Consider the following 24,655-nt stretch of genomic DNA (forward strand, 5'->3'; position numbering starts at 1 on the left):
ATCTCGACCGGCAGCCGCGCCACGGTCTCGAACCAGTATTTCGCCACCATGCCGGAATAGAAGGCGGTGCCGCAGGCGACGATGGTGGCGCGCGGCACATCGGCGAAGTCGAAGGGCAACGGCGGCGGCACGATGGCGCGCGTCGCCGGGTCCAGCATGGTGCGCAGCGTGTCGCCCACCACCGCCGGCTGCTCGTAGATCTCCTTCAGCATGTAGTGGCGGAAATCGCCCTTGCCGATCAGCGCCCCGGTCTGGGCGATCGGCTTCACCGGCCGCTCCACCGACTGGTCCCCGGCATCGTAGATCTCGACGCCCGAGCGGGCGATCACCGCCCAATCGCCCTCGTCGAGATAGCAGATCCGGTCGGTCCAGGACCCGATCGCCATGGCGTCGGAGCCGACATACATCTCGCCGTCGCCGAAGCCGATGGCCAGCGGCGAGCCGCGGCGGGCCACCACCAGCAGGTCCTCCTCGCCGGTGAACAGGAAGGCCAGGGCGAAGGCTCCCTCCAGCCGCTTCAGCGCGGCGGCGCTGGCCTCGCGCGGCGCCAGCTGCTGGTCGAGATAGTGGCTGACCAGATGGGCGACGATCTCGGAATCGGTCTCGGTGGCGAAGACATGGCCCAGGCCCTCGAGCTCGCGGCGCAGCTCGCGGAAATTCTCGATGATGCCGTTGTGGACGATGGCGACCCGGTCGGTCGCGTGCGGATGGGCGTTGGTCTCGCTCGGCCGGCCATGCGTCGCCCAGCGGGTGTGGCCGATGCCGANCTCGCGGCGCAGCTCGCGGAAATTCTCGATGATGCCGTTGTGGACGATGGCGACCCGGTCGGTCGCGTGCGGATGGGCGTTGGTCTCGCTCGGCCGGCCATGCGTCGCCCAGCGGGTGTGGCCGATGCCGATGGTGCCGTCGACCGGGTCCTCGCCCAGGCGCCGCTCCAGATTGGCCAGCTTGCCCTCGGCCCGGCGGCGCTCGATCCGGCCGCCGACCAGCGTGGCGATGCCGGCGGAATCATAGCCGCGATATTCCAGGCGTTTCAGCGCCTCGACCAGGCGGGACGCCACCGGCCGGGTCCCGACGATGCCGACGATGCCGCACATTCAGCTCTTCTCCTGCGCCCGCCCAGCTTTTCGCTCACGTTCAGCCTTCTCGGCCTTCTTCTTCTCGCGATAGCCTGGCGCCCAGCCGGGCTTGTCCTCCTGCCGCGCCCGGCCGATCGCCAGCGCGTCGGGCGCCACGTCGCGGGTGATGACGCTGCCGGCGGCGATGTTGGAGCGGTCGCCGACCGTCACCGGCGCCACCAGCACGGTGTCGGAGCCGACGAAGACCTCGGCGCCGATGCTGGTGCGGAACTTGTTGTAGCCGTCGTAGTTCGAGACGATGGTGCCGGCGCCGATATTGGTCTTCTCGCCGACCGAGACGTCGCCGAGATAGGTCAGGTGGTTGGCCTTGGCGCCGGCGGCGAGGTCCGCCGCCTTCAGCTCGACGAAATTGCCGATATGCGCCCCCTCGCCCACCACCGTGACCGGGCGCAGCCGGGCGAAGGGCCCGATGCGGGCGCCGCTGCGGATCGTCGCCCCCTCGATATGGCTGAAGCCCAGGATCTCGACCCCGCCCTCGACCGTGACGCCGGGGCCGAAGAAAGTCGACGGGCCGACCACCACGTCGCGGCCAAGCTTGGTGTCGACCGACAGCCAAGTGGTCTTCGGGTCGATCAGCGTCGCGCCGCCGAGCATAGCGCTGCGGCGCAGCCGGTCCTGCAGGATCGCCTCGGCATCGGCCAGCTCGACCCGGGAGTTGATGCCGAGCACCTCGTCCGGGTCGCCCTCGACCACGCTGCAGGCCCAGCCGCGGGCGCGGGCGGCCTCGACCGTGTCGGTCAGGAAGAACTCGCCCTTGGCGTTGTTCGCCTGCAGCGCAGCGACCAGCTCCGGCAGGCGGCGGCCGTCGAAGGTCATGATGCCGGCGTTGCACAGCCCGATGTGGCGCTCATCCGCGCTGGCCTCGGAATACTCGACGATGCGGTCGAGGCCGCCATCGGGGGTCTGCACCAGCCGGCCATATTGCAGCGGGTCGACCGGGCGCATGCCCAGCACCACCACCGCCGGATCCGCCGCAGCACGGCGGGCATCGACCAGCCGCTCCAGCGTCGCCGTGGTCAGGAGCGGCGTGTCGCCGAACAGCACGATGACGTCGCCCTCGAAGCCGTCGATCGCCGGCAGCGCGGCGCGCACAGCGTCGCCGGTGCCGCGCTGATCGGGCTGGATGAAGGTCGGGACCGGGGCGACGCTCTTCGCCACCGCCTCCATCCCCGGGCCGACCACCACGGCGATCCGCTCGGGCGCCAGGGCCTGGGCGGCAGCGACGACATGGCCGAGCATCGACCGGCCGGCGAGCTCATGCATCACCTTGGGACGGTCGGATTTCATCCGCGTGCCCTTGCCGGCGGCGAGGATGAGACAGGCGACAGCACTCACGGGGCGATGGCTCCACAATCACGGAACAGCGTCCCGCGTGGTCTGCCACGGCCGGGCCGAAAGGCAAATTCAATTATTGTTTCGACGGGTTACGCGGCCCGGCTGAGATCAGGAGGCACCGGCCTGCGCCGCGCGCAGATGCACCACCACAAGGCCCCAGGGCGACTCGCTCTGAATCCGCACCGGCACCGCCGGCAAGCCGCCGCCGGGCGAGGCCAGCCAGGTCTCGATCACCCGCTCGTCCGACACGCGGGAGCTGCGCTGGAAATACTCGGTCGGCTTGGTGGTCCGCCGCTCGTCGCCGAAGTTGAAGTCGCCCACCATCGGCGTCAGCGTCAGGGTGCAGCGCTGGGTCTCGCCGCCATACATCCCCTGATCGGCCTTCTGCAGCATCACCGTGCCGCCATCGGCCAGGTCGGCGCGGTACAGGCGGCGCCCGTCGAACACCGGCACCTGGCCCTTGCAGGCCGCGGCGCCGACATGCAGGGCCTGCAGGATCGAGACCACGCCGCTCAGCGGGTCGACGGCATGCACCAGCTGCTCCGGCGGGATGGTCTGCGCCCGCTTCGGCTTCTTGCTCGGCACGATCTCGACATCCATCCGGCCGCCGCCGAGGAAGGTGATGGTCGTGGTCCGGGCGTCGTCGCCGTTGATCCGCTCCACCACATTGCGCGCCGGGCGCACCTGCGGGCCCTGCAGGGCGCCGCTCGACTGCACGTTCGAGCGCCAGTCGCTGAAGGTGGCGGCGATGCCGACGACATGGGCCGACAGGTCGACGTCGTAGCGGTCGCTGCCCAGCGACACGCCCGACGTCACCTCCAGCATGCGCAGGCCGCCGACATAGACGTCATAGGTCATGCGGGCGCTGGCATCGGCGGCCATGGCGGGGCCGGCGGCCAGAGCCATGGCGGAGGCGGCGATCGGAATGAGGCGGTGCATGCGCGTCAGGAACCTCGCGGCGACGGGGACGGCAGACTGCGAAGAAACTGGGGCGCGATTGCGGCGATATCCAGGGGCTGACGCGTCGCCTACAGGCGGCAGCGGGCCGTCACGCCGGGCCGCACGACATAGAGGTCGGTCCGCGGGTCATAGCTGCGATAGCGCTGGGCGCAGGCGCGCTGGTGCTGCGACAGGCTGGCCGGGGCCTGCTGCCCGGCACGCCGCTGCTGCTGGATCCGCTGCTGGTGGCGCCGGAGATTGTCGTATCTCTGCGAGTCCAGATAGGGGGTCAGGAAATCCTGCGCGAGGGATGGCGCCGGGATCGCGACCATCGCCGCCAGCGCCAGCGACGCCAGGACTGTCCGCAGCCCCGGACCCGCCGTGTCACGTGCTTTCGCAGCCATGGATCCTCCGCTCGAATGGCCGATGGATATCGGCCTCGCTAGCGGAAGACTGTGTCGACAATGGGGAAGGCTATCGGGGGGATAGGATGGTGGGCGCGACAGGGATTGAACCTGTGACCCCTCCCGTGTGAAGGGAGTGCTCTCCCGCTGAGCTACGCGCCCCCGCGTCGTCGGGGCCGCTTAAGTACGAGGCGGCACCCCGGCTGTCAAGGCCGCAATGCGGCGGCCCCGACGTCTTTTCGTCAGGCCGCCCGGCGCTGTTCGATCGCGGCCTCGACCAGGTCGACGGCGGCGCGCAGCACCTCCGGCCCCGCCCCCGGGCGATGGGCGTTCTCGGCGAGGTGACGGCGGAAGGCGCGGGCGCCCGGCACGGCCTGGTACAGGCCCAGGATGTGGCGGGTCATGGATCCCAGCGGCACGCCCCTGGAGCGGTTCGCCTCGACATAGGGCAGGAAGCCGTCGATCGCGTCGCGGCGGCTGCGGACCGGTCCGTCCTCGCCGAAGATCCGGCGGTCGGCCTCGGCCAGGACCCAGGGGTTCTGGTAGGCCTCGCGGCCGATCATCACCCCGTCGAGATGCGCGAGCTGCGCCTCGGCGGCGTCGAGAGAGGTGATGCCGCCATTGATGGCGATGGTGAGATGCGGGAAGTCGCGCTTCAGCCGGTGCACCACGTCGTAGCGCAGCGGCGGGATCTCGCGATTCTCCTTCGGGCTCAGCCCGCTCAGCCACGCCTTGCGGGCATGGACGATGAAGGTGTCGCAGCCGGCCTCGGCGACGGTGTCGATGAAGGCCACCAGCTCCTCATAGCTGTCGCGGTCGTCGATGCCGATGCGCGACTTGACCGTGACCGGCACGTCGCAGGCGGCGCGCATCGCCGCGACGCAGGCGGCGACGGTCGCAGGCTCCGCCATCAGGCAGGCGCCGAAGCGGCCGGACTGCACCCGGTCGCTGGGGCAGCCGACATTCATGTTGATCTCGGCATAGCCCCAGTCGGCACCGATGGCGGCGGCGCGGGCCATCGCCTCGGGGTCGCTGCCGCCGAGTTGCAGCGCCACCGGCTGCTCCGCCTCGGAGAAGCCGAGGATGCGGTCGCGGTCGCCATGCAGCACCGCCCCGGTGGTCACCATCTCGGTGTACAGCCGGACGCGGCGCGAGACCTGGCGCAGGAAGAACCGGCAGTGCCGGTCTGTCCAGTCCATCATCGGCGCCACGGAGAGGCGGTGCTTGTCGGCGGTCGGAGTCATGGCCGCAGTCTATCCAGAAGGACGCCGGGACCGAAGCCCCGGCATTCTGTCGGTTACCGGCCGACCGGGCGGCGGCGCATCGGCGCCGAGCCGCCGTCATTGGCCGGCGCCTGGCGGCGGTCGCCGCCCTGCTGCGCCGGGCGCTGGCCCTGGTGCCCGTGGCCATGCGGACGCTGGCCGTTCTGGCCCTGGGGCCGCTGCCCCTGGCCGTGATGGCCGCCATGGCCATGCGGGCGCTGGCCCTGACCGCCCTGCGGGCGGCCGCTGCGCTGCTGCGGACGGCCCTGGCCGCGCGGGGCCGGGCCGGCGCTGCCCTGCCGGAACGGGATGGTGGAGCGGTAGGCATGCTCCTCCACCACCGGCACGGGCTGGCGGATCAGCTTCTCGATGTCGCGCAGATAGGCGCGCTCCTCGACGTCGCAGAACGAGATCGCCATGCCGTCGGCGCCGGCGCGCGCGGTGCGGCCGATGCGGTGGACATAGCTCTCCGGCACGTTCGGCAGCTCGAAGTTGATCACATGGGTGACGCCGTCGACATCGATGCCGCGGGCGGCGATGTCGGTCGCCACCAGCACCCGGACCTTGCCGTTGCGGAAGCCCAGCAGGGCGCGCTCGCGCTGGCTCTGCGACTTGTTGCCGTGGATCGCGTCGGCGACGATGCCGGCCTGGGTCAGCTGCTTGGCCACCCGGTCGGCGCCGTGCTTGGTGCGGGTGAACACCAGGACGCGGCGGATGCTCTCGTCGTCGCGCAGGATCTCGGTCAGCAGGGACCGCTTGTCGTCCTTCTCGACGAACATGACGCGCTGGTCGATGCGCTCGGCCGTGGTCGCGACCGGCGCGACCTCGACCCGCACCGGGTCGGTCAGCAGGCGGCCGGCCAGGTCGGAGATGTCGGTCGGCATGGTGGCCGAGAAGAACAGGCTCTGCCGCTTGGCCGGCAGGGTCGCGACGATCTTCCGGATGGCGTGGATGAAGCCCATGTCGAGCATCTGGTCGGCCTCGTCCAGGACGAAGACGTCGAGCTCGTTGAGGCGGATGGCGCCCTGGGACATCAGGTCGATCAGCCGGCCCGGGGTGGCGACCAGCACGTCGACGCCCTGCGCCATGGTGCGGATCTGCGGACCCATGCCGACGCCGCCGAACACGGTGGTGCGGGTCAGCGGCAGGTGGCGGCCGTAGACGCGGAAGCTCTCGGCGATCTGGCTGGCCAGCTCGCGCGTCGGGCTCAGCACCAAAGCGCGGCAGCCGCGGCGCGGCGCGGTGCGCCGGTCGGCCATCAGCCGGTGCAGGATCGGCAGGGCGAAGGCGGCGGTCTTGCCGGTGCCGGTCTGGGCGACGCCCAGCAGGTCACGGCCCTGCAGCAGATGGGGGATGGACTGCGCCTGGATCGGCGTCGGGGTCTCGTAGCCCTCGGCCGCCAGCGCCTTGAGGAGGAGCGGGTTCAGGCCGAGATCGGTAAAACTGGTCAAAGGGGAACTTTCGGTAACAACGACGCCGGGCCGCCGACCGGTGCGTCCGGGTCGGGGCGATAAGCGCGGGTTGACGGTGACGCCCCGCGCGATCTGGGCAGTCGGATGGGTTCGATCGGGACCGACAGGACGCATCCCGGAGGGAGCGCTCACGCGATCGGTGGCCGACGGCTGTCCTGTGGACCAAACCACTGCAGCGCCCGGAATGTCGTTGCGCAGTGCACAAAAGTCAAGGCTGTCGCGGCTTTGCATTCCTGCCCTGCATGGCGCCTCAGAAAGTTTCGTTCGGTTTCACCGATCGTCTCTCACCGTCCATCGATTTTCCTTGCGGCCGAGATCGGGCCGCGGGACCGTGAAGCGCATGAACGTGACGCTGCGTCAGATCGCGTATTTCACTGCGGTGGCCGAGGCCGGCTCGGTCTCCGGCGGCGCCGCGGCGGTCGGCATCTCGCAATCGGCGATCACCGACGCGCTGAAGGCGCTGGAGGAGCAGACCGGCGCGAAGCTGTTCGAGCGGCACGCCCGCGGGGTGATCCTGACCTATCCCGGCCACCAGTTCCTGCGCCATGCCCGCACCATCCTGGCGGCGGTGGCTGATGCCCAGAACGCGCTGAAGACCCTGCCGGAGGCGGTGCAGGGCACCCTGCCTCTCGGCGTCACCACCATGGTCTCCGGCTATTTCCTGGCCGACCTGCTGGCCCGGTTCCGCCGGGTGTTCCCGAATGTCACGGTCGAGGTGATCGAGGAGGAGCGGAGCTATATCGAGCACCTGATGATCAATGGCGAGATCGCGGTCGCGGTGATGATCGTCTCGACCCTCGACAACCGCGACGCGCTGGAGAGCGAGATCCTGGTCCGCTCCGAGAGCCGGCTGTGGCTGCCGCCGGACCACCGCTTCATGGGGCGCGAGGCGATCCCGCTGGCCGAGATCGTCGACGAGCCGCTGATCGCGCTGGCGGTGGACGAGATCGTCGAGGCCAGCGACCTGCTCTGGCGCGCCGCCGGGCTGATCCCGAAGCGGGTGCTGCGAACGGCGTCGGTGGAGGCCGTGCGCAGCCTGGTGGCGACCGGCGCCGGCGTCGCCATCCTGCCCGACATGGCCTACCGCCCCTGGTCGCTGGAAGGCGACCGGATCGAGGCCCGGCCGCTGGCCGACCCGCTGCCGACGCTGGATGTCGGCGTGGTCTGGCGCCGCGGCTCGCCGCTCTCGACCCAGGCCGAGACCTTTATCCAGGTCGCCCGCACCCACCCGGCCCCTCGCCTGCGGTCACTGCAGGCTTAGCCGGCCGGACGGTGCCAGCCCGGATCAGTTGAAGATCGTGAGGCCCATGAAGCCGCGCCCGCGGATCCCTTCGAGGATCACGGACAGGCCCAGGAAGGTGAGGACGAAGCCGGCTGCACCGACGATCTGGCCCAGCCGCGAGGGTTCAAGGCGCAGAAAGTCCTCGACCTTGGCCGTCCCCGAGATGTCGTAGCCCAGGCGCCGTCCCAGCCACGCCTGCCAGGGCCGGTACAGGCGAAACCCGCGCAGAGCCACGCCGACATATGTCCCGATGAAGCGCCTCTGCAGATCGAGCAGGAAGCGGCCGAAGGTGAACCACCATGCAATCCACCCTCCTGCCAGCATCGCACCGCCGGCCAGGATCAGCCAGATGTCCATTCCTCTCCCCCCGACTATTCACCGGACCGAGCCTCATCGACCAATAGGGCCGTTTCCGGGCGGTGCGGTGAACGGAACGCGGCGATCGGCATGCAAAGCCATCGGTTTTCCCGATAGTAAAACCGGATATTTCATATTTCTCGGTGTTCCGGCAACGGACCTACCATTCTCTCCAACAACACGATCAACGGGGAGATCGAGATGGGATCGCAGCTTCGCCGGATGCTCGCTCTGGGCAGCGCCCTGGTGTTCGGCACCACCACCCTGGCCGGCGCCGCGCCGCTGGCGAAGATCGGGGACGGCGAGGGCCAGGTCGATATCGTCGCCTGGGCCGGCTACATCGAACGCGGCGAGACCGACAAGGCCTATGACTGGGTGACCGGCTTCGAGAAGGAGACCGGCTGCAAGGTCAACGTCAAGATCGCCGGCACCTCGGACGAGATGGTGGCGCTGATGAACGAGGGCGGCTTCGACCTCGTCACCGCCTCCGGTGACGCCAGCCTGCGCCTGATCTACGGAAAGCGGGTGCAGGAGATCAACACCGACCTGGTGCCGAGCTGGAAGACGATCGACCAGCGGCTGCAGAACGCGGCCTGGTTCACCGTCGACAGCAAGCATTACGGCGTGCCCTACCAGTGGGGCCCGAATGTGCTGGCCTACAACACCGACGTGTTCAAGACCCCGCCGAAGAGCTGGAGCGTGGTGTTCGAGCCGCAGAACCTGCCCGACGGCAAGCCGAACAAGGGCCGGATCGAGGCCTATGACGGGCCGATCTACATCGCCGATGCGGCGCTGTACCTGATGAAGGCGAAGCCCGAGCTGGGGATCAAGGACCCCTATCAGCTGAACGAGGAGCAGTACAAGGCGGCGACCGACCTGCTGCGCGGCCAGCGCCAGCTGGTGATGCGCTACTGGCACGACGCGTCGGTCCAGGTCGACGACTTCATCAATGAGGGCGTCGTCGCCTCCTCGACCTGGCCGTTCCAGGTCAACCTGCTGAAGTCGCAGAACAAGCCGATCGCGAGCGTGATCCCCGAGGAAGGGGCGACGGGCTGGGCCGACACCACCATGCTGCATGCGGACGCGGCGCATCCGAACTGTGCCTACAAATGGATCGAGCATTCGCTGAGCAAGAAGGTCCAGGGCGACCTGGCGGCCTGGTTCGGGTCCGTGCCGGTGGTGCCGGCCGCCTGCGAGGGCAACGAGCTGCTGGGCGCCGAGGGCTGCAAGGCCAACGGCTTCGAGAATTTCGACAAGATCCACTTCTGGACCACGCCGCGACAGCAGTGCGCGGACCATCCGGAAGGCTGCGTCCCCTATCTGCGCTGGACCACGGACTACATCGCGATCCTGGGCGGAAGATAGACCGCTCTCGCCCCCTCACCCTCCCGGCCCAAGCGGGCCGGGCCCCTCCCTCTCCCCGAGGAGAGGGACCGGATTGCAGCTCCTTCACCTCTCCTTGGGGAGAGGTCGAAATCGCGCAGCGATTTCGGGTGAGGGGGAGCCGGCCGCGCCGCATCGCATTCGCATACCCACAGGCCATCCCCCATGACCGATCGCAGCCTTGCCGTCCGCTTCGACCATGTCAGCCGCCATTTCGGGGCGGTGCGGGCGGTCAACGACGTCAGCTTCGAGATCCGCGACGGTGAGTTCTTCTCGATGCTCGGCCCCTCCGGCTCAGGCAAGACCACCTGCCTGCGCCTGATCGCCGGCTTCGAGCAGCCGACATCCGGGCATCTGCTGCTGCACGGAAGCGACGTCTCGACCACCCCGCCCTATGACCGGGACGTCAACACGGTGTTCCAGGACTACGCCCTGTTCCCGCATATGAGCGTGTGGGAGAACGTGGCCTATGGCCTGATGATCCGGCGCGTGCCGAAGGCCGAGCGCCGCCGGCAGGCGGAGGAGATGCTGGGCATGGTCAAGCTCGGCGACTTCGCCGGCCGCCGGCCGGCCCAGCTGTCGGGCGGCCAGCGCCAGCGCGTCGCCCTGGCCCGCGCCCTGGTCAACCGCCCCTCAGTCCTGCTGCTGGACGAACCGCTCGGCGCGCTCGACCTCAAGCTGCGCGAGGCGATGCAGGAGGAGCTGAAGGCGCTGCAGCGCCAGGTGGGCATCACCTTCATCTATGTCACCCACGACCAGGGCGAGGCCCTGGCGATGAGCGATCGGGTGGCGGTGTTCAACCTGGGCCGGGTCGAGCAGATCGACACGCCGGGCGCGATCTACGACCGGCCGGCCACCGCCTTCGTCGCCGGCTTCGTCGGCGCCTCCAACATGGTGGATGCCGCCACCGCCGGGAAGCTGATGGGCCAGGCCCGACCCTTCGCCCTGCGGCCGGAGCGCATCCGCATCCTGACCAACGGCCAGGCGGTGCCGGCGGATGCGGTGGAGGTGGCGGGCACGGTCGACGGGGTCAGCTTCCTCGGCGCCACCACCCGCTATCGCGTGGCGTTGGCCCCAGGCGGCGCCATCGACGTGGTCGAATCCAATCTCGACGCGGTGCCGAAATCCCCGGGCCAGGCCGTGCGCCTCGCCTGGCGGCGCGACCATGCCCACCCGCTGACCGAGGCCGCGGCATGAGCGTCGCCGCCGCCCTCCCCGCCCCGGCCGCGGACGGCGTCGGCCGGCGGGCCGCCCGCCTGCTGTACCGCAACGGCTGGCTGGTGCTGCTCCTGCTGCTGGTGCCGCCGGTCCTGTGGCTGGGCGTGATCTATCTCGGCTCGCTGTTCGCGCTGCTGCTGCAGAGCTTCTATTCGGTCGACGGCTTCACCGGGATGATCGTCCCGGAATTCACCCTGTCGACCTATGCCGACCTGTTCACCGCCGCCAACATGGACATCGTGCTGCGCACGGGCGTGATGGCGGCGACCGTCACCATCATGTGCGCGCTGATCGCCTTCCCGATCGCCTATTACGCCGCCCGCTATGCCCGCGGCCGGGCCAAGGCGGCCTTCTACATCGCGATCATGCTGCCGCTGTGGTCCAGCTACCTGGTCAAGGTCTATGCCTGGAAGCTGATCCTGGCGCGCGAGGGCGTGGTCACCTGGCTGGCCGGCCAGTTGCACCTGACCTGGCTGCTCGACGGCATCCTGGCCCTGCCGGTGGTCGGCGGCCCGTCGCTGTCCAGCGCCTATCTCGGCACCGCCACGGTCTTCGTCTACATCTGGCTGCCCTACATGATCCTGCCGGTGCAGGCCTCTCTGGAGCGGGTGCCGCGGTCGCTGACCGAGGCCTCGGCCGATCTCGGCGCCAGGCCGGGGCAGACCTTCCGCACCGTGGTCCTGCCGCTGGCCTTCCCGGGCGTGGTCGCCGGATCGATCTTCACCTTCTCGCTGACCCTCGGCGACTACATCATCCCCGGCATCATCGGCTCCTCCCGCCCCTTCATCGGCCAAGTGGTGCTGCAGCTGCAGGGCACCGCCGGCAATGTGCCGCTGGCCGCCGCCTTCACCGTGGTGCCGATCGCGATCATGGCCGTGTACCTGACGGCGGCGAAGCGACTGGGGGCCTTCGATGCGCTCTGACGCCACCGCTACGCGCGGCAAGCTCACCGCCGGCACCCGCGCCCCCTGGGGCCTGCGCCTGTCGGCCCTGGCCGGCATCCTGTTCCTGCATGTGCCGCTGCTGTTCATCCTGCTCTACGCCTTCTCCAGCGACGAGAAGACCTTCCAGTTCCCGCCGCCGGACCTGACCCTGCACTGGTTCAGCGTGGCCTGGCTGGAGCGGCCGGACATCTGGGCCGCGCTCGGCCTGTCGGTGAAGGTCGCGGCGATGGCGACGCTGCTGGCCATCGTGCTGGGCACCTGCGCCGCCGCCGCGGTCTGGCGCAGCAGGTTCTTCGGGCGCGAGACGCTGTCGCTGCTGATCATCCTGCCGATTGCGCTCCCCGGCATCATCACCGGCATCGCCCTGCGGTCGGCCTATTCGCTGCTGGACATCCCGTTCAGCTTCTGGACCATCGTCATCGGCCACGCCACCTTCTGCATCGTCGTCGTCTACAACAACGTGCTGGCCCGGTTCCGGCGCACCTCCGGCTCGCTGATCGAGGCGTCGATGGATCTCGGCGCCGACGGGTTCCAGACCTTCCGCCACGTGGTGCTGCCGAACATCGCCACCGCGCTGCTGGCCGGCGGCATGCTGGCCTTCGCCCTCAGCTTCGACGAGGTCATCGTCACCACCTTCACCGCCGGGCAGCAGCAGACCCTGCCGATCTGGATGCTGACCGAACTGATCAAGCCGCGGCAGCGGCCGGTGACCAATGTCGTCGCCATCATCGTCATCGTGGTGACGTTCCTGCCGATCCTCGGCGCCTACTACCTCACCCGTGACACCCACGACTTTTCCGGCTCCGGTAAGTAAGGGAGACATTTCATGGACATCGAGCTTCTGATCGACGGCGCTCTGGTGAAGGGCGAAGGCCAGGCCGAGAAGGTGCTGAACCCGGCGACCGGCAAGCTGATCGTCGAGGTGCCGGAGGCGTCGCAGGCCCAGCTCAACGCCGCCGTGGCCGCCGCCGCCCGCGCCTTCGAGAGCTGGTCGCTGACCACCCCGGCCCAGCGCGCCGGGCATCTGCTGAAGCTGGCCGACGCCATCGAGCGCGAGGCCGAGGCCTTCGCCCGGCTGGAGTCGCAGAATTGCGGCAAGCCCTATGCCCGGGTGCTGGAAGACGAGATGCCGGCGATCATCGACACCTTCCGCTTCTTCGCCGGGGCGACGCGCTGCCTGATCGGCTCGGCCGCCGGCGAATACGTCACCAACCACACCAGCATGATCCGGCGCGACCCGATCGGCGTGGTCGGGTCGATCGCGCCGTGGAACTACCCGCTGATGATGCTGGCCTGGAAGATCGCCCCGGCCCTGGCCGCCGGCAACACGGTGGTGCTGAAGCCGTCGGAGCAGACACCACTGACCGCGCTGAAGCTGGGCCGCACCCTGGCCGAGATCTTCCCCAAGGGCGTGATCAACGTCGTCGCCGGCCGCGGCGAGACGGTCGGCTCGGCCCTGACCGCCCATCCCCAGGTGCGCATGGTGTCGCTGACCGGCGACATCGCCACCGGCCAGAAGGTGCTGCAGGCGGCGGTGAAGAACCTGAAGCGCACGCATCTCGAGCTCGGCGGCAAGGCGCCGGTGCTGGTGTTCGACGACGCCGATGTCGAGGCGGCGGTGGCGGGTGTGCGCGCCGGGGGCTTCTACAATGCCGGGCAGGACTGCACCGCCGCCTGCCGGGTCTATGCCGGCCCGAAGATCTATGACCGGCTGGTGGCCGACCTGGCCGGCGCCGTCGCCAGCCTGAAATACGGCGCGCCCGACGACGCGGCCAGCGAGCTCGGCCCCCTGATCAGCGAGCGCCAGCGCGACCGGGTGGCCAGCTTCGTCGAGCGCGCGGCGGCGCAGAAGCACACCGAGATCCTGGCCGGCGGCGGCAAGGCCGAGGGCGACGGCTTCTTCTTCAGGCCGACCCTGGTGGCCGGCGCGCTGCAGACCGACGAGATCGTGCGCAAGGAGGTGTTCGGCCCGGTGGTCTCGGTCACCCGCTTCGACGACCCGGACGCCGCCATCGCCTGGGCCAATGACAGCGATTACGGTCTCGCCTCCTCGGTCTGGACGTCGAATGTGAAGACGGCGCTGAAGACAGCGGCCCGGCTGCAATATGGCTGCGTCTGGGTGAACGCCCATTTCACCCTGACCAGCGAGATGCCGCATGGCGGGCTGAAGATGTCCGGCTATGGCAAGGACATGTCGATGTACGGGCTGGAGGACTACACCGTCGTCCGCCATGTGATGATGAACTTCAGCTGAAACCTCTCACCTTCCCGTCATTGCGAGCGAAACGAAGCAATCCAGGCGAAGCAGCCGCTAGACTGGATTGCCACGCCCCTTCGGGGCTCGCAATGACGGGTATGGGGCTTGGCCTGATAAGCCGGAAGCGCTAGGGTCCGCGCCCCGCAACCGACCGCCCGTCCCGTGCCCGAAACAATCGCCATCATCGGCGGCGGCCCCGCCGGGCTGATCGCCGCGCAGCGCCTGGCCGAGGCCGGGCGCTGCGTGACCGTCTACGACCGGATGCCGAATGTCGGGCGGAAGTTCCTGATGGCCGGGCGCGGCGGGCTGAACCTGACCCATTCCGAGCCGCTGGACCGCTTCGTCACCCGCTACGGCGCGGCGCAGGGCTGGATCGAGCCGCTGGTCCACGCCTTCACGCCGGACGACCTGCGGGCCTGGAGCCACGACCTCGGCGTCCCGACCTTCGTCGGCTCCAGCGGCCGGGTGTTCCCGGAGAGCCTGAAGGCCTCGCCCCTGTTGCGCGCCTGGCTGGGCCGGCTGGCGCAGCTTGGCGTCGAGATCCGCACCCGGCATGACTGGATCGGCCTCGGCGCCGGGCACCGGCTGCTGCTGCGCGGGCCGCAAGGTGAGTTTGAGGCCGCGGCCGACGCCACCATCCTGGCTCTCGGCGGCGCCAGCTGGCCGAGGCTGGGCAGCGACGGCGGCTGGGCACCGGTCCTCGCCGCGCGCGGCGTCGCCATCGCGCCGCTGCTTCCGGCCAATGCCGGGGTCGAGATCGCCTGGTCGCCGCATCTGCGCGACCGCTTCGCCGGCACGCCGCTGAAGCGCATCGCGCTGACGCTCGGCGGGCGCACCGTGCGCGGCGAGGCGGTGATCGCCGCCACCGGGCTGGAGGGCGGCGCGGTCTACGCGCTCGGGGCTCCGCTGCGCGAGGCGATCGCGCGGGACGGCGGCGCCACGCTGACGCTGGACCTGCGGCCGGACATGACTACGGCGGAGATCGCCGACCGGCTGGCGCGCGCCGGCAGCAGCGACAGCGCCCCGAACCGGCTGCGCCGCGCCCTGTCGCTGACCGGCCCGGCCTGGCCGCTGCTGCGCGAGGGCTTCGCCGCCGCGGCGCTGGCGACGCCGGAGGCCTTGGCCGCCGCGATCAAGACGATCCCGCTGCGCTCGACCGGCCTGCGGCCGCTGGTTCGCGCCATCTCCACTGCCGGCGGCATCCGCCGCGACGCTCTCTCCCCGGCGCTGGAACTGCAGGCGCTGCCGGGCGTCTTCGCCTGCGGCGAGATGCTGGACTGGGAGGCGCCGACCGGCGGCTATCTGCTGCAAGGCTGCTTCGCCACCGGCATCGCCGCCGCCCGCGGGCTGCTGGGCGGTCTTTGAGCACTCGACATGGCCGCGGCCACCTCTCTACCGTGACGTCCCGGAGATCCAGGGAGAGACCGCCATGACCGATCCCGTCCTGACCGAGACCAAGGGGCCGGTCGCGACCCTCCGGCTGAACCGGCCGGAGAAGAAGAACGCCATCAGCTTGGCCATGTACCAGGGCATGACCGCGGCGCTGAAGGCGGCGGCCGAGGACCCGGCGGTGCGAGTGGCGGTGATCCGCGGCGGCGACGATTTCTCGGCCGGCAACGACATCGCCGATTTCCTGGCGGCGGGCGGCGACGCCGGGCTGAAGCCGATCCTCGACTTCCTCGATGCCCTGTCCGGCTTCCCGAAGCCGGTGGTGGCCGGGGTACGTGGCGCCGCGATCGGCATCGGCACCACCCTGCTGCTGCATTGCGATGTCGTCCTGGCCACGCCCTCGGCGCGCTTCGCCCTGCCCTTCGTCCAGCTCGGCCTGGTGCCCGAAGCCGCGTCCTCCCTCCTCCTCCCCGCCGTGGCCGGCCGGCTGAAGGCCTCCTGGTGGCTGCTGACCGGCGAGGGCTTCGATGCCGAGGCTGCCCTGCAGGCCGGGCTGATCACCCGGCTGATCGGCGAGACCACGCTGGACGCCGAGATCGACGCCGCGGCGGCGCGCCTCGCCGCCCTGCCCCCGGCCGCGATCCGCCAGACCAAGGCGCTGCTGCGGGCACCCCAGGAGGCGGCGGTGCGCGAGGCCATGACCCGCGAGGTCCAGGCCTTCGCCGTGCAGCTGAAATCCGCCGAGGCCAAGGAAGCCTTCACCGCCTTCCTGGAGAAGCGGAAGCCGGATTTCAGTCGGTTCGAGTAAGCCGTTGCCGCAAGAATTCCTTCAACCGAGACAATTTTAGGTTCTTTTAGACGTCATCCGGCCATATTGACGAAGCATCGTTTCGACTGTCCTGATCGACAAGAAGGGGGAGTCAGTCGAAATGCATTCACCTGTCCTGAAGCACGGCATCGCCGTCGCCGCCGCGGCGCTGGTCCTGTCCGGCTGCGTGGCGTCCAAACCCAACCCGGTGCAGCAGATGGCCAACGGCATGGTCGGCAAGCCGGTCGCCGTGGCGATCAAGGCCTTCGGCCCGCCGACGCTGAACCTGCCGCCCTGCTCCTATTGTACCGATGGCGGCACCTATGCCTGGGACAACACCCGGATCTCGAAGCAGTGGCAGAACCAATGGGTGCAGACCGGCACGACCACCGAGCAGCGCATCGTCGGCCAGACGCAAGGCGGCAACGGCATCGCGCCGATGCTGATCACCCAGGATGTCGAGACCCCGGTCGGCGAGAACCGGATGGTCCTCGCCGACAATGTCGACTATCTCTGCAACATCCAGGCCTTCACCGACATGAAGGACAACATCAAATCGATCGACGTCGTGGGGTGCACCGCCGACAGCCGGTACTGACGCCTTAGGACGGCAGCAGCCCGCGCTTCGCCAGGCTGGCCATCAGCGCCCTGGCCCCGAAGGTCCAGGGGGCGATCTTGTCGCTGTGGTTCACCCGGTTCACCAGCATCCCCAGGCTCGGGGTCGAGATGGTGACGATGTCGCCGATCTTGTGGGTGAAGCCCATGCCCGGCGCCTCGCGGTCGTCGGTCGGCGCGAACATGGTGCCGAGGAACAGCACCGCCCCGTCCGGATACTGGTGGTTCGGGCCCAGCATCTGGCCGGCGAGGTCCAGCGGGTCGCGGCTGATCTTCGAGATCGAGCTATGGCCCTGCAGCGTATAGCCCTCCGGCCCGTGCACCGCCATCGACAGGTCCGCCTTGCGGATGTCGTCGATGCCGAAGCCGCCGTCGAACAGCCGGATGAACGGGCCGATGGCGCTGGAGGCGTTGTTGTCCTTGGCCTTGCCGAGCAGCAGCGCGCTGCGGCCTTCGAGGTCGCGCAGGTTGACGTCGTTGCCCAGCGTCGCGCCGACGACCTTGCCGCTCGACGCCACCACCAGCACGATCTCGGGCTCGGGGTTGTTCCAGGTAGAGATCGGCAGGATGCCGATCTCGGCGCCGAGGCCGACCGAGGACATCGGCTGGCTCTTGGTGAAGATCTCGGCATCCGGGCCGATGCCGACCTCGAGATATTGCGACCAGGCGTTCTGCGACAGCAGCACGTCCTTGATCCGCTGCGCGTCGGCCGAGCCGGGCTTAATGGCCGCGAGGTCATCGCCGATGATCGAGACGATGCGCTGGCGGATGGCGTCGGCCTTGGTGGCGTCGCCGCGCGCCTGCTCTTCGATCACCCGCTCCAGCATCGAGGCGACGAAGGTCACGCCGGCCGCCTTCACCGCCTGCAGGTCGATCGGCGCCAGCGGCCAGGGCTTGGCGGCGTCGCGCGTGGTCTCGTCGGCATTGGCCAGCAGCTCGGCGACGCTGCCGATCACCGGGCCGTCGGCCCTGGCCAGCGCGGCCGGGTCGGCAGCGGAGATCAGGTCGGCAACGGTCGGCGCGGCCCGGGTGATGTCGATCACCTGGCCGCCGCGCAGCGCCACCACCGCCGGCCCCTGGATCTGCGGCAGCCAGACCCGGCCGACCAGTGTGGCGCGGTCGGCATCCGCCGGCAGGCAGGCCGCGACCGAGATGTAGTCCTTCATGGGTGTCCCTTCCCGCTTCTCTTCTGGTCCGGCGTCGCCGCCGTCACATCACCGCGCCGATCTGCCAGGGCACGAACTCGTTGTCGCCGAAGCCCTGGGCCTCGCTCTTGGTCTGGGCGCCCGAGGCCACGGCCAGGAACATCTCGAAGATGCGGCGGCCGGCCTGCTCGATCGACTCGTCGCCGTCGATGATGGTGCCGCAATTGATGTCCATGTCCTCCTCCATGTGCCGGTACATGGTGGAGTTGGTGGCGACCTTGATGCAGGGCGCCGGCTTGAAGCCGGAGACCGAGCCGCGGCCGGTGGTGAAGCAGACGATCTGCGCCCCGCCCGCCACTTGGCCGGTGGCCGAGGCCGGGTCGTAGCCCGGCGTGTCCATGAAGACGAAGCCCTTGGCCGTCATCTGCTCGGCGTATTTGTAGACCTCGACCAGGTTGGTGGTGCCGCCCTTGGCTGCGGCGCCCAGCGACTTCTCCAGGATCGTGGTCAGGCCGCCGCGCTTGTTGCCGGGCGACGGGTTGTTGTTCATCTCGCCGCCGTTGCGGGCGGTGTAGCCTTCCCACCACTTGATCCGGGCGATCAGCTTCTCGCCGACCTGGCGGTTGACCGCGCGCCGGGTCAGGAGGTGCTCGGCGCCATAGATCTCCGGCGTCTCCGACAGCACGGCGCTGCCGCCGTGGCGGACCAGCAGGTCGACCGCAGCGCCCAGCGCCGGGTTGGCCGAGATGCCGGAATAGCCGTCCGACCCGCCGCATTGCAGCGCCACCATCAGCTCGCTGGCCGGCACGGTCTCGCGACGCGCCTTGTCGGCCTCAGGCAGCATCTCCATCACCCGGGCGATGCAGTGGTCGACCGTCTTGCGGGTGCCGCCCAGATTCTGGATGTTCATGGTCTGGAACAGCGGCCCGCGCTCGATCTGGTAGGCGTCGAGCAGGAAGTCGATCTGGTTGACCTCGCAGCCCAGCCCGATCATCAGCACGCCGGCGAAGTTCGGGTTGCGGGCATAGCCCCACAGCGTGCGCTGCAGGTTGTCGTAGCCTTCGCCTGAATCCGCCATGCCGCAGCCGGTGGAATGGGTGATCGCGACCACGCCGTCGACATTCGGGAACTGCTCCAGCACGCCGGAGCGCTCGAAATGCGCGGCGATCATCCGGCTGGTGGTGGCCGAGCAGTTCACCGAAGACAGGATGCCGATGTAGTTGCGGGTGCCGACCCGGCCGTTGGCACGGCGGAACCCCTGGAAGGTCGCACGCTCGGCCTCCGGCAGCATCGCGGTCGGCTTGGCGTCGGCGCAGAAGGCGTAGTCGCGCTCGAAATCGCCCATGGCGCAGTTCTGGACATGGACATGCTCGCCGGTGCCGATCGCCTCGGTGGCGAAGCCGATGATCTGGTTGTAGCGGCGGATCGGCTCGCCCTGCGCGATCGGCCGGGTCGCCATCTTGTGGCCGGCCGGGATGTGGCCGGCCGTGGTCACCCCCTCCTCCGGGATCGGCGTGCCCGGCGTGATGTCGGCGCGGGCGAGGACGACGTTGTCGTCGCGGTTCAGGCGGATGAAGAGGCTGGGGCTGGGCATCGGTTTTGCACGCGTTCTTGGGCTTGCCTGGCGGATCTTGGGCGGCGGTCACTTTACGTCGGACTTTTGGCCGGCGCCATCCTCCAGAAGCGACCGTCCCGAGGCTCGCGGCATTCTGTCTGATGAATTGACGGCCGCAACGGATAAGCGCAACATTCCGGCTGCCAATTATGTCGGACGAGTTTCAATCGTTCGCGTCCAAAGGCTTCTCAGGGAGGAACCCGAATGCTGCTTCGCCGTCTTGCCGCGGTCGCCGCGGCGGCCCTTCTGTCGACCGCCCTCACCGTCCCCGCCTCCGCCGCGCCGAAGACCGTCCCCGGCCCCGGCGCCCTGCCGCAGTGTTTCGCGCCCTGGAACCAGGACACGAAGTTCTTCAAATGGGACGCGCATCAGGGGCCGTTCCGCATCGCCCTGGTCAACGGCTTCGTCGGCAACATCTGGCGCATCCAGATGATCCAGACCGCCAAGGCCTTCGCCGCCCTGCCGGATGTGGCCAAGGACATCAAGGAGTTCAAGGTCATCTCGACCGGCACCGACGCCGCGGCGCAGCTGGGCGCGATCGAGGATTTCATCAACCAGGGCTTCGACGCCATCGTCGTCAATGCGGTCAGCCCGACCGGCTTCGACCGGGTGATCAAGCTGGCCAACCGCAAGAACGTCGTGCTGGTGCCCTTCGACAACGTCCTCGACACCACCGAGGTGATGCAGGTCAACGAGGACCAGACCGCGATGGGCGTGAACTCGGCCAAGTTTCTGATCGAGAACGTGCCGAACGGCGGCAAGATCCTCGAGGTCCGCGGCCTGCCCGGCAACTCGGTCGACCGCGACCGGCATGACGGCTTCCAGAAGACGATGAAGGACTCCGGCAAGCCCTACGACATCGTCGAGGTCGTGGGCAACTGGGCGCCGGGCGACTCGCAGAAGGCCACCGCCGACGCCCTGGCCGTGCACGGGCATTTCGACGGCATCTTCACCCAGGGCGGGTCGAACGGCACGGTGCAGGCGCTGCTCGACGCCAAGCAGCCGCTGGTGCCGATGGCCGGCGAGGGCGAGAACCTGTTCCGCCAGCAGATCGCCCAGTACAAGGACCAGGGGCTGAAGGGCTATTCCTACGGCCAGTCCCCGGCGCTGGTCGCCATCGCCATGAAGGCGGCGATCGCCGCGCTGAAGGGCGAGACGATGCCGCAGATGGTGTCGATCCCGATCCCGGTCGCCGACTACAAGACCCTGAAGGACGGCGAGAACTACTGGTCGAACCTGACGGTCGACTTCTTCGCGCCGAACGCCTTCGAGCCCTGCGGCATCACCTTCACCGCGCCGCAGATCATGGCGCAGAACGCCGAGAACAAGTAAGCGCGGTGGCGTCGTCGGGCATGACGGCAGCCGCCGGCACGCCGCCGCTGGTGCGGCTGACCGGGGTCAGCAAGCATTACGGCGGCGTGCACGCGCTGCGCGAGGTGGATTTCGCGGCCCGTTCCGGCTCGATCCACGGCGTCCTCGGCGAGAACGGGGCCGGCAAGAGCACGCTGATCAAGATCGTCGCCGGGGTGGTGCAGCCCAGCGCCGGCGAGCTGGCGATCGACGGGCGGCCGGCCAGCTTCACCTCGCCGCAGGCGGCGAACGCGGCCGGCGTCGTCTGCGTGTTCCAGGAGCTGTCGCTGCTGCCGGACCTGTCGGTCGCCGATAACATCTGCATCACCCGGCCGCCCCGCCGCTTCGGCCTGATCGACCGCCGGGCCCAAAGGCGGCGGGCGGAGGAACTGCTGGCACGGATCGGCTGCTCCGACATCGACCCGCGGCTGCCGGTCAAGGCCCTGCCGCTGTCGCGCCGGCAGATGGTCGAGATCGCCAAGGCGCTGGGGCGCGACCCGCGCCTGCTGATCCTGGATGAGGCGACCTCGGCCCTCACCGCCGCGGATGTAGAGAAGGTCTACGCCCTGCTGCACCAGCTGCGCCGGGACGGGATGGGCGTGCTCTACATCTCCCACCGCATGCCGGAGATCAAGGCGCTGTGCGACACCTGCTCGGTGTTCCGCAATGGCCGGCACATCGACACCTTCCCGGCCGGCGAGCGCGGCGATGACGAGGTGGTGCGGATGCTGATCGGCCGCGAGATCCACAACGCCTATCCGCCGAAGCCGGCCCGGACCGAAGCGCCGGCGCCGGTGCTGGAGACGCGCAGCCTGCGCTGGGGCCAGCGCCTGGCCGATGTGTCGCTGACCGTCGGCCGCGGCGAGATCGTCGGCCTGGGCGGGCTGGACGGCCAGGGCCAGCGCGAGCTGCTGCTGGCCCTGTTCGGCGTGCTGCGCGGGGTCGAGGGCAGCGTGCTGGTCGACGGGAAGCCGGTGCGGGTCGGCAGCCCGTCCCGGGCCAAGCGCGCCGGCATCCGCATGGCGCTGATCCCGGAGGACCGCAAGACCGAGGGGCTGCTGCTGCCGATGTCGGTCGGCGAGAACATCACCCTGGCGGCGCTGGGCGGCATGGCCAAGGGCGGCGTGATCGACCGCAAGCGGGAGGCTGACAGCATCGCCCGCATGGTCGAGGCGCTGCGGATCAAGATCGGCTCGGCCGACGCCGCGGTCGGCACCCTCTCCGGCGGCAATCAGCAGAAGGTGGCGATCGCCAAATGGCTGCTGACCGACGCCCGCATCATCCTGCTGAACGACCCGACCCGCGGCATCGATGTCGGCACCAAGCAGGAGATCTACCAGCTGCTGCACGATTTGGCGGCGGCCGGCACCTCGATCCTGTTCTACTCGACCGACTATGACGAGCTGATCGGCTGCTGCGACCGGGTGCTGATCCTGTATGGCGGGCGGGTGGTGCGGACGCTGGAGGGCGACGCGATCACCGAGACCAACATCGTCGCCAGCGCCCTGAACCTGGCTGCAGGCGACGCGATGCCGGAGGTGGTGCCCGCATGATCAGACCCCGGCAAGATACCAAAGATCGTCATTGCGAGCGCAGCGAAGCAATCCACAAGGCCGCTCACACGGCTCCATGGATTGCTTCGTCGGCTTCGCCTCCTCGCAATGACGGTGAGGTGGGCGGCTTGCGCGGAGGTCCGATATGACCGCCCTGCTCCACCGCCTGTCGCGCCAGGGCGGGCTGCTGCTCGCCATCGGCCTGTTCGTGCTGTTCTACGGCCTCTACTCCTACCAGCACCCGCGCGGCGGCAGCGCCGACCTGATCGTCCAGAACGCCAACGAGACCTTCACCCTGGCCCTGGTGGCGATGGCCCAGACCGTGCCGGTGCTGCTGGGCGGGCTCGACCTCTCGGTCGGGCCGCTGATGACCATGGTGAACTGCCTGGCGTCGCATCTGCTGACCGGCAGCGGCTGGGAGCTGGCGCTGGGCATCCTGCTGTGCCTCGCCGCCGGGCTGTTGGCTGGCTTCATCAACGGCGCGCTGGTGGTGTACGGCCGGATCCAGCCGATCATCGCGACGCTGGCCACCGGCGCGGTGCTGATCGGCATCGCGCTGTTCCTGCGGCCAACGCCGGGCGGCGCGGTCGACAGCGACCTGTCCTGGGCCGCCACCAACACGCTGTTCGACGTCGCCGACACCTATGGCTGGTGGGGCGGCGACCTGCCGGGCTGGTTCCAGGCGATCCAGTCGATCCCCGTGCCGATCATCCTGATCGTGCTGGTGGTGCTGCTGGTCTGGCTGCCGTTCAAGAACTCGGTCACCGGCCGCGGCTGCTACGCCATCGGCTCCTCCGAGCAGGCGGCCTTCATGTCCGGCGTCGCCATCGACCGGTCGAAGCTGGCGGCCTTCACCCTGGCCGGATTCTTCGCCGCGGTCGCCGGCGTCTACCTGGCGCTGCAGACCGGCAGCGGCAATGCCGACACGCCGATGGCCGGCGCCTACACCCTCAACTCGATCGCCGCGGTGGTGATCGGCGGCACCTCTCTGTTCGGCGGCTCGGGCGGCGCGGTGGCCTCGATCGTCGGCGTCATGGTGCTGCGCGCCATCTCCTTCTGCTTCCGCGTGGTGCCGGAGGACAGCGTGCTGGGCTTCCTGGCCAACCCGCTGCTGCAGCCGCTGTTCGAGGGGGTGATCCTGCTGGCCGCGGTCTCGCTGGGCGCCGCCCGGGTGTTCACGGTCAAGAACCGCCTGCAGCTGTTCGGGTAGCGGAGGACCGATGCAAGCCTATCTCCGCTCCATCGACCGGCCGATCCTGGTGGCCTGCGGCTTCGTCATCCTGATCCTGGCGGCGGGCACCGCCTACACCGCCATCACCCAGGGCACGGCCACCTTCCTGTCGCCGGTCTATCTGCTGCAGCAGCTCAAGGTCGCCGCCTTCCTCGGCGTCGTCGCCGCCGGGATGATGCTGGTGATCCTGATGGGCCATATCGACCTGTCGGTGCCCTGGACCGTGGCCGCCTCGGCCATGCTGGCCACCGCCGCGGGCGGGCCGGAGGCGATCCCGGTCGGCCTCGCGGTCGGCGCCCTGGTCGGGCTGGTCAACGGCCTCGGCGTCGCCGTGCTGCGCGTGCCGTCGATGATCTTCACCCTCGGCGTCAACACCGTGCTGCGCGGGCTGATGGTGATGCTGACCGGCGGCTTCTCGCCGACCAGCATGGCGACGCCGCCGATGGCCTTCCTGGCCAAGACCGAGCTGCTGGGCATCCCGATGGCGGTGTTCGTCTGGGCCCTGCTGTCCCTCGGCATCGTCTTCCTGCTGACCCGCACGCCGATGGGCCGCTACATCTACGCCATCGGCAACAAGGAGGCTGCGGCCTATCTGTCCGGCGTCAACACCCGGCTGGTCATCCTCGGCGCCTTCACCCTGTGCGGGCTGTGCGCGGCTCTGGCCGGCATCCTCCTCGCCGGCTATTCCAGCAAGGCCTACCAGGCGATGGGCGACCCCTATCTGCTGCCGGCCATCGCCGCCGTGGTGATCGGCGGCACCAACATCCTGGGCGGCCAGGGCCGCTATGCCGGCACGGTGGTCGGCACCATCCTGATCGTGCTGCTGCAGAGCGTGCTGTCGGTGATGCAGATGCCGGAGGCCGGGCGGCAGATCATCTACGGGCTGGTCATCATCCTGATGCTGCTGCTGTACGGGCGCGGCGGCCGGTCGGCGGCCTGACGTTATCGTTTTGTAAG

21 protein-coding genes, 1 tRNA gene and 2 pseudogenes are annotated in these 24,655 nt (G+C 69.4%); 13 read left to right on the forward strand and 11 right to left on the reverse strand.

Going from position 1 to position 24,655, the window contains the following annotated elements; genetic code table 11:
- The 8 genes and pseudogenes from BWR60_RS22190 to BWR60_RS22220 form a co-directional block, all read right to left on the reverse strand.
- Positions 1 to 899, reverse strand: a pseudogene (locus tag BWR60_RS22190) (glutamine--fructose-6-phosphate transaminase (isomerizing)); the annotation flags it as partial.
- A pseudogene (locus BWR60_RS39025) lies at positions 897 to 1,097 on the reverse strand (glutamine--fructose-6-phosphate transaminase (isomerizing)); the annotation flags it as partial. The pseudogenes BWR60_RS39025 and BWR60_RS22190, both read right to left, overlap by 3 nt.
- Positions 1,098 to 2,474: a bifunctional UDP-N-acetylglucosamine diphosphorylase/glucosamine-1-phosphate N-acetyltransferase GlmU gene (gene glmU / locus BWR60_RS22195; protein WP_230983140.1), complete on the reverse strand. Its 1,377-nt coding sequence runs from the start codon at positions 2,472 to 2,474 to the stop codon at positions 1,098 to 1,100.
- 108 nt (positions 2,475 to 2,582) lie between these two features.
- A complete protein-coding gene (locus BWR60_RS22200) occupies positions 2,583 to 3,413 on the reverse strand; it encodes a DUF3108 domain-containing protein (protein WP_088153210.1) in 831 nt (276 codons plus the stop codon).
- Positions 3,414 to 3,502: 89 nt separating this feature from the next.
- Complete coding sequence (locus BWR60_RS22205) at positions 3,503 to 3,817, reverse strand: BA14K family protein (RefSeq protein WP_088153211.1); 315 nt, start codon at positions 3,815 to 3,817, stop codon at positions 3,503 to 3,505.
- Between the two features lie 87 nt (positions 3,818 to 3,904).
- Positions 3,905 to 3,979 (reverse strand) — tRNA-Val (locus BWR60_RS22210).
- 80 nt (positions 3,980 to 4,059) lie between these two features.
- Positions 4,060 to 5,061: a tRNA dihydrouridine(20/20a) synthase DusA gene (gene dusA, locus BWR60_RS22215; protein ID WP_088153212.1), complete on the reverse strand. Its 1,002-nt coding sequence runs from the start codon at positions 5,059 to 5,061 to the stop codon at positions 4,060 to 4,062.
- Positions 5,062 to 5,114: 53 nt separating this feature from the next.
- The gene (locus BWR60_RS22220; RefSeq protein ID WP_088153213.1) at positions 5,115 to 6,530 is read right to left on the reverse strand and encodes a DEAD/DEAH box helicase; all 1,416 of its coding nucleotides are present in this window, start codon (positions 6,528 to 6,530) and stop codon (positions 5,115 to 5,117) included.
- 361 nt (positions 6,531 to 6,891) lie between these two features.
- Between BWR60_RS22220 and BWR60_RS22225 the strand changes: the two genes are divergently transcribed.
- Positions 6,892 to 7,812: a LysR family transcriptional regulator gene (locus tag BWR60_RS22225; RefSeq protein WP_034845196.1), complete on the forward strand. Its 921-nt coding sequence runs from the start codon at positions 6,892 to 6,894 to the stop codon at positions 7,810 to 7,812.
- 24 nt (positions 7,813 to 7,836) lie between these two features.
- Here BWR60_RS22225 and BWR60_RS22230 read toward each other — a convergent pair whose 3' ends face one another.
- Positions 7,837 to 8,190 (reverse strand): hypothetical protein, encoded by a 354-nt coding sequence (locus tag BWR60_RS22230; protein ID WP_088153214.1) that lies wholly within the window; start codon positions 8,188 to 8,190, stop codon positions 7,837 to 7,839.
- 201 nt (positions 8,191 to 8,391) lie between these two features.
- Here BWR60_RS22230 and BWR60_RS22235 point away from each other — a divergent pair, with 201 nt between their 5' ends.
- From BWR60_RS22235 to BWR60_RS22270, 8 genes are all read left to right on the forward strand, one after another.
- Positions 8,392 to 9,555: an ABC transporter substrate-binding protein gene (locus BWR60_RS22235; RefSeq protein WP_088153215.1), complete on the forward strand. Its 1,164-nt coding sequence runs from the start codon at positions 8,392 to 8,394 to the stop codon at positions 9,553 to 9,555.
- A gap of 183 nt (positions 9,556 to 9,738) precedes the next feature.
- Positions 9,739 to 10,770 (forward strand): ABC transporter ATP-binding protein, encoded by a 1,032-nt coding sequence (locus tag BWR60_RS22240; protein ID WP_088153216.1) that lies wholly within the window; start codon positions 9,739 to 9,741, stop codon positions 10,768 to 10,770.
- Positions 10,767 to 11,714, forward strand: a complete 948-nt coding sequence (locus BWR60_RS22245) for an ABC transporter permease (RefSeq protein ID WP_088153217.1) — start codon at positions 10,767 to 10,769, stop codon at positions 11,712 to 11,714. The genes BWR60_RS22240 and BWR60_RS22245 overlap by 4 nt, the downstream gene beginning before the upstream one ends.
- A complete protein-coding gene (locus BWR60_RS22250) occupies positions 11,704 to 12,549 on the forward strand; it encodes an ABC transporter permease (RefSeq protein ID WP_088153218.1) in 846 nt (281 codons plus the stop codon). Before BWR60_RS22245 ends, BWR60_RS22250 begins: the two co-directional genes overlap by 11 nt.
- A 12-nt stretch (positions 12,550 to 12,561) precedes the next feature.
- Complete coding sequence (locus tag BWR60_RS22255; RefSeq protein ID WP_088153219.1) at positions 12,562 to 13,989, forward strand: gamma-aminobutyraldehyde dehydrogenase; 1,428 nt, start codon at positions 12,562 to 12,564, stop codon at positions 13,987 to 13,989.
- 165 nt (positions 13,990 to 14,154) lie between these two features.
- A complete protein-coding gene (locus tag BWR60_RS22260) occupies positions 14,155 to 15,357 on the forward strand; it encodes a TIGR03862 family flavoprotein (protein ID WP_088153220.1) in 1,203 nt (400 codons plus the stop codon).
- Positions 15,358 to 15,421: 64 nt separating this feature from the next.
- Positions 15,422 to 16,189, forward strand: a complete 768-nt coding sequence (locus BWR60_RS22265; protein ID WP_088153221.1) for an enoyl-CoA hydratase — start codon at positions 15,422 to 15,424, stop codon at positions 16,187 to 16,189.
- Between the two features lie 121 nt (positions 16,190 to 16,310).
- Positions 16,311 to 16,787 carry a hypothetical protein gene (locus BWR60_RS22270; protein WP_088153222.1) on the forward strand — a complete coding sequence of 159 codons (477 nt, stop codon included), beginning with the start codon at positions 16,311 to 16,313 and terminating at the stop codon, positions 16,785 to 16,787.
- Between the two features lie 4 nt (positions 16,788 to 16,791).
- On the opposite strand, the gene BWR60_RS22275 is transcribed toward BWR60_RS22270, so the two are convergent.
- A complete protein-coding gene (locus BWR60_RS22275; protein ID WP_088153223.1) occupies positions 16,792 to 17,970 on the reverse strand; it encodes a fumarylacetoacetate hydrolase family protein in 1,179 nt (392 codons plus the stop codon).
- 43 nt (positions 17,971 to 18,013) lie between these two features.
- The gene (locus BWR60_RS22280) at positions 18,014 to 19,543 is read right to left on the reverse strand and encodes a UxaA family hydrolase (RefSeq protein WP_088153224.1); all 1,530 of its coding nucleotides are present in this window, start codon (positions 19,541 to 19,543) and stop codon (positions 18,014 to 18,016) included.
- A gap of 225 nt (positions 19,544 to 19,768) precedes the next feature.
- On the opposite strand from BWR60_RS22280, the gene BWR60_RS22285 reads away from it, so the two are divergent.
- The 4 genes from BWR60_RS22285 (at position 19,769) to BWR60_RS22300 (ending at position 24,638) form a co-directional block, all read left to right on the forward strand.
- Complete coding sequence (locus BWR60_RS22285) at positions 19,769 to 20,896, forward strand: sugar ABC transporter substrate-binding protein (RefSeq protein WP_088153225.1); 1,128 nt, start codon at positions 19,769 to 19,771, stop codon at positions 20,894 to 20,896.
- Between the two features lie 20 nt (positions 20,897 to 20,916).
- A complete protein-coding gene (locus tag BWR60_RS22290) occupies positions 20,917 to 22,467 on the forward strand; it encodes a sugar ABC transporter ATP-binding protein (protein WP_088153226.1) in 1,551 nt (516 codons plus the stop codon).
- 145 nt (positions 22,468 to 22,612) lie between these two features.
- Positions 22,613 to 23,677 (forward strand): ABC transporter permease, encoded by a 1,065-nt coding sequence (locus BWR60_RS22295; protein WP_088153227.1) that lies wholly within the window; start codon positions 22,613 to 22,615, stop codon positions 23,675 to 23,677.
- A 10-nt stretch (positions 23,678 to 23,687) separates the two neighbouring features.
- A complete protein-coding gene (locus tag BWR60_RS22300) occupies positions 23,688 to 24,638 on the forward strand; it encodes an ABC transporter permease (protein WP_088153228.1) in 951 nt (316 codons plus the stop codon).
- The last annotated feature ends 17 nt before the right edge of the window (positions 24,639 to 24,655 follow it).

Source organism: Inquilinus limosus (assembly GCF_002195995.1).
Classification (GTDB): domain Bacteria; phylum Pseudomonadota; class Alphaproteobacteria; order DSM-16000; family Inquilinaceae; genus Inquilinus; species Inquilinus limosus_C.